This is a genomic window from Myxococcus sp. CA051A, from assembly GCF_013336705.1.
Taxonomy (GTDB): domain Bacteria; phylum Myxococcota; class Myxococcia; order Myxococcales; family Myxococcaceae; genus Myxococcus; species Myxococcus llanfairpwllgwyngyllgogerychwyrndrobwllllantysiliogogogochensis.
In genome coordinates this window covers 1-252 of record NZ_JABUMS010000105.1, presented here as the reverse complement: position 1 = coordinate 252, position 252 = coordinate 1, and the positions used below count along the sequence as shown (strand labels likewise).

Sequence of the window (252 nt, the reverse complement as noted above, 5' to 3'; positions counted from 1 at the left end):
TGACCGCCGCTACCTCGACATGGCCCTGCTGACTTCAAACCCAGACACCGCTGAATGAATCCGCCAAGGAGCCTTCCTCCCCCGTTCCCCCTCCGAACCAACTACACACGATTCGGGACTTGACCCATGTGCCTGGGTGCCCCTCTTTGACTCACCAGCTTCGAGAGCACCTCGACTACGCGTCCAGAGCGGATGGCGCCCGCGACGTCGATGGCAAGGCACTCGCGCGTCCACTCGTCCACCACCGTGAGG

Annotated in this window: 1 pseudogene; it reads right to left on the bottom strand. The window is 63.1% G+C overall.

The features are described 5' to 3' along the window. Nucleotides 1–125: 125 nt before the first annotated feature. Nucleotides 126–252 (bottom strand): annotated as a pseudogene (locus tag HUA74_RS45115) (IS3 family transposase); the annotation flags it as partial.